Genomic DNA, 3,438 nt, shown 5'->3' on the forward strand with positions numbered 1-3,438 from the left:
GATGCAAAACCCCACTGTTATATTTACAGGAGGAGATGCCCAATTTTTCATAAAAGAAATAAAGCATGTTGATTATTTTGAACCAAACTTAACATTTTACGGGCTCTGGAGTATATACCACAAAAATGTATGAAATTTGCGTATATGGTGCTGGAAGCTGGGGTACTGCTATTGCTAATTTGCTTGCAAAGAAAAATTTAAACGTATGTTTGTGTGCGCGAGATGAAAAACTTGTTGAAACAATGCAGGTTAGCTACCAAAACGACAAGTATTTAAAAGGTGTACATCTATCTCAAAATTTAGTTTTTGATACACCAAAAAACTCATCTATTGGCATTTTTGCTGTACCGGTTAAGTACCTGCGAGGATTTATAAAACAATTTTCTATAAAAGTTGATTTGGCATTAAGTTTAAGCAAAGGTATTGAAGAAAAAACCTTTCTAACGCCTTCTGGTATATTGATTGAAACATTAGGTATTACAAAAGAACAATTTGCTGTATTATCTGGACCTAATTTTGCACTTGAGGTTGCATTAGAGTTGCCTACAGCATCCGTTGTAGCTTCATGTAATAAAAAATTAGCTAAAAAGTTTCAAAATATTTTTAATACGATGTATTTTAGAGTTTATACATCATCGGATTATATTGGCATAGAGTATTTAGGTGCGCTTAAAAATATTCTGGCAATTGCTTGTGGTATTAGTGATGGATTAAATTTAGGACAAAATGCCAGAGCTGCTTTAATTACTCGTGGTGTTGCAGAAATTACAAGAATTTTTAAATTTTTTGGTGGTAAAAATAAGACAATGCTTGGTCTTGCAGGGATTGGCGATATAATTTTAACAACAACGGGCAACTTAAGCCGAAACCGTATGCTTGGCTTAAAATTAGCCCAGGGTTTGCCTATCGATAAAATTTTAAGTCAGCTAAAAGGTATTCCTGAAGGTTACAATACAGTAATAGCTGTATTTGAGTTTTCTAAAAAGTATTCTATAGAGACACCTATAATAAATGAGATTTACAATATTATAGTAAAAAATAAAGATCCTTTTGAATCAATAACTACACTGATGAGCAGACCAATTAAGTCAGAATAAAAGTTATTCTAAAAAAATTTCTGTTAATAAACCATGTTCTTTGAATTAATTTAATCTTTTTTCTTTCCACGCTAAAAGTTTTGCAATTTCATATGTTAAAGATTTTAACAGAACATTTGTATTTTCTATAGATTCTTTAATTGACAAAGGCTTGTTTGTTATGCTTAAGGCAATATCTATTGTATCTTTGTATGTGTCTCTATCTGATATGCTACCAGCCAATGCAATTGTTAAGCCGTTTTTATTTATGCTTTTAAATCTTTTTGCAACACGATAGGGCGCTTTGCCACATGAAGTTTGCTTATCCAAAGCGCCTTCGCCTGTTATTAAACAATCACAAAGGGATGCTTTTTCGTTAAAATTTCCCAGGTCCATGAACAACTCAGCGCCTGGTTTTAATTGTGCGTTTAAATAACAAAAAGCAAATCCACCTATTCCACCTGCTGCCCCTGCACCCTCTATATTTGCTATATCAATATTAAAATATTTTTTTGTAAGATCGTTCAAATGAGCCAGTGCACTATCTAAAAATTCAACCATTTTGGAATCAGCTCCTTTTTGCGGACCAAACACATAACTTGCCCCGTTTGGCCCAAGCAATGGGTTTACCACATCGCTTGCTATTGTTATTTTAGGAAAATTTATAGGGCTTTTAACAATGGTTTTTATATTTTTTAATGATTCACCACCTATCCATGAAGGATTTCCTTTTGAATCCAGAAACTTAAAATCAAGTGCCGTCAACATTCCAACGCCACCATCTACTGTCGCAGATCCTCCAATGCCTAGAATAATTTCTTGTGCGCCTTCTTCGATAGCTTTTTTTATAAGTACGCCTGTACCAAAAGATGTAGTTTTTAGCGGGTTTTTTTCTTCAGGTCTAATTAAAGCAATGCCACTGGCTCTTGCCATTTCAATTAGTGCGGTTTTACCAAACCATGCAATAGGTGCTTTAATTGGTCTCATTAAAGGATCGTATGTATCGTAATATTTTAAGTTTGCTCCCATAGAAGCTGCTACATCTACACTACCATCGCCGCCATCTGCTATGTAGCATTTTTCTACTAAAAGACCAAATTTTAGGAGCTCTTTGGATACTGTGTCGGTTGCCGCTACAGTGGATATTGCGCCTTTAAACGCATTAATGCTTACCAATACTTTCATATTTTCTCCTATACATTAAAACCTATTCTTAAAGCTCCCCAATGTTTGCCTTAAAATAAAATATTGGCACAGACAACCTATACATAATCTCACCTGTATCTCGTGGATAAATCTGAATATATACCGATTCTTCGCTTTTTGCTGATGACAAGCTAATTGGATCACTTAAAAGTCTTTTTGATCTGTTATTTTTTAAATCAGTTTTATAGTCCCCCGTTAGTGGTTTATCATATTTTGAATTATGTGCTGCTAGATAGCCATTATCATCTACAAGAACAACTGTAGAAAAATTAGTGTCTTTTGCTAAAATTTCATCTTCGATTGGTTGTATATAATCTTTAATAAATTTTGTGAAACGTGTTTCATATTTTTGAGGTTTAGTGTTTGGTATAGGTATATAGTTTCTATCCCAAAGATCATTTGATGTAATAATGCCTTTTTTAACCGCATCATTAAATATCGATTCAATTTTTTCTTTACCAATTAGTGCAATTTCGTAAATTTTATCTAAATAATGTCCACAATTTACTTTCTGGAGCATTTTAAAACTATTTTCGGCTTTTTTTGCAAAATTAGCTGTATTTGAGCTAATTTGATCAACACTATTTGATGCATTTTTTAAGTGTTCAGTAATTATTTGCATCCTTTGATTAATATCGTTTATTAATTTTGATTGTTCTTCAACTGCACTGGCAATATTATTTATCATATTATTGGCTTGATTAATCTGGTTAGTTACATCTAATAAAGCATGAATACTTTGCTCCACTACTTTTTTATTTTGAATCACTAACTCACCAACTTGTTTATTTGCTTTAATAACTGTTTCTACGTCGCTTTGTACGGTTTTTATAAGGTTTGAAATTTCATTTGTTGCATTTAGTGTATTTTCAGATAGTTTTCTTATCTCATCTGCTACTACTGCAAAGCCTCTGCCATGCTCGCCAGCGCGGGCTGCTTCAATTGCAGCATTCAAAGATAAAAGAGAAGTTTGATCAGCAATTTCATTTATTACATCAATTATCTCGCTTATTTTTGAGGAAGATTCATTTAACTTAATAATATGTTCACGGTTCTTATTTATTTTAGCTGAAATATTTTCAGTTGTTTCTATAACACTTTTTGCATTTTTAGATGAAGTTTCTAGGACTTGATTAATTGTACCCATATAATCTAC

General features: G+C 32.6%; 3 protein-coding genes and 1 pseudogene. 2 read left to right on the top strand and 2 right to left on the bottom strand.

Annotation, left to right across the window (positions count from 1 at the left end):
- Nucleotides 1–133: pseudogene (locus Q0C22_RS03945) on the top strand (pantothenate kinase); the annotation flags it as partial.
- Nucleotides 126–1,097: an NAD(P)H-dependent glycerol-3-phosphate dehydrogenase gene (locus tag Q0C22_RS03950; protein ID WP_291491391.1), complete on the top strand. Its 972-nt coding sequence runs from the start codon at nt 126–128 to the stop codon at nt 1,095–1,097. The pseudogene Q0C22_RS03945 and the gene Q0C22_RS03950, both read left to right, overlap by 8 nt.
- Nucleotides 1,098–1,142: 45 nt before the next feature.
- On the opposite strand, the gene Q0C22_RS03955 is transcribed toward Q0C22_RS03950, so the two are convergent.
- Together Q0C22_RS03955 and Q0C22_RS03960 are read right to left on the bottom strand one after the other, a co-directional pair.
- Nucleotides 1,143–2,261: a glycerate kinase gene (locus Q0C22_RS03955; protein WP_291491399.1), complete on the bottom strand. Its 1,119-nt coding sequence runs from the start codon at nt 2,259–2,261 to the stop codon at nt 1,143–1,145.
- A 28-nt stretch (nt 2,262–2,289) separates the two neighbouring features.
- Nucleotides 2,290–3,438: methyl-accepting chemotaxis protein (locus Q0C22_RS03960; RefSeq protein WP_291491407.1), on the bottom strand; the 1,149-nt coding region annotated here is incomplete at its 5' end.

Origin of the sequence: Desulfurella sp. (genome assembly GCF_023256235.1) — a bacterium.
GTDB lineage: Bacteria > Campylobacterota_A > Desulfurellia > Desulfurellales > Desulfurellaceae > Desulfurella.

Bases quoted from the DNA above. Each gene is read 5' to 3' on its own strand.
- Q0C22_RS03950 (WP_291491391.1), top strand. From the start codon at position 126: ATGTATGAAATTTGCGTATATGGTGCTGGAAGCTGGGGTACTGCTATT.
- Q0C22_RS03955 (WP_291491399.1), bottom strand. From the start codon at position 2,261: ATGAAAGTATTGGTAAGCATTAATGCGTTTAAAGGCGCAATATCCACT.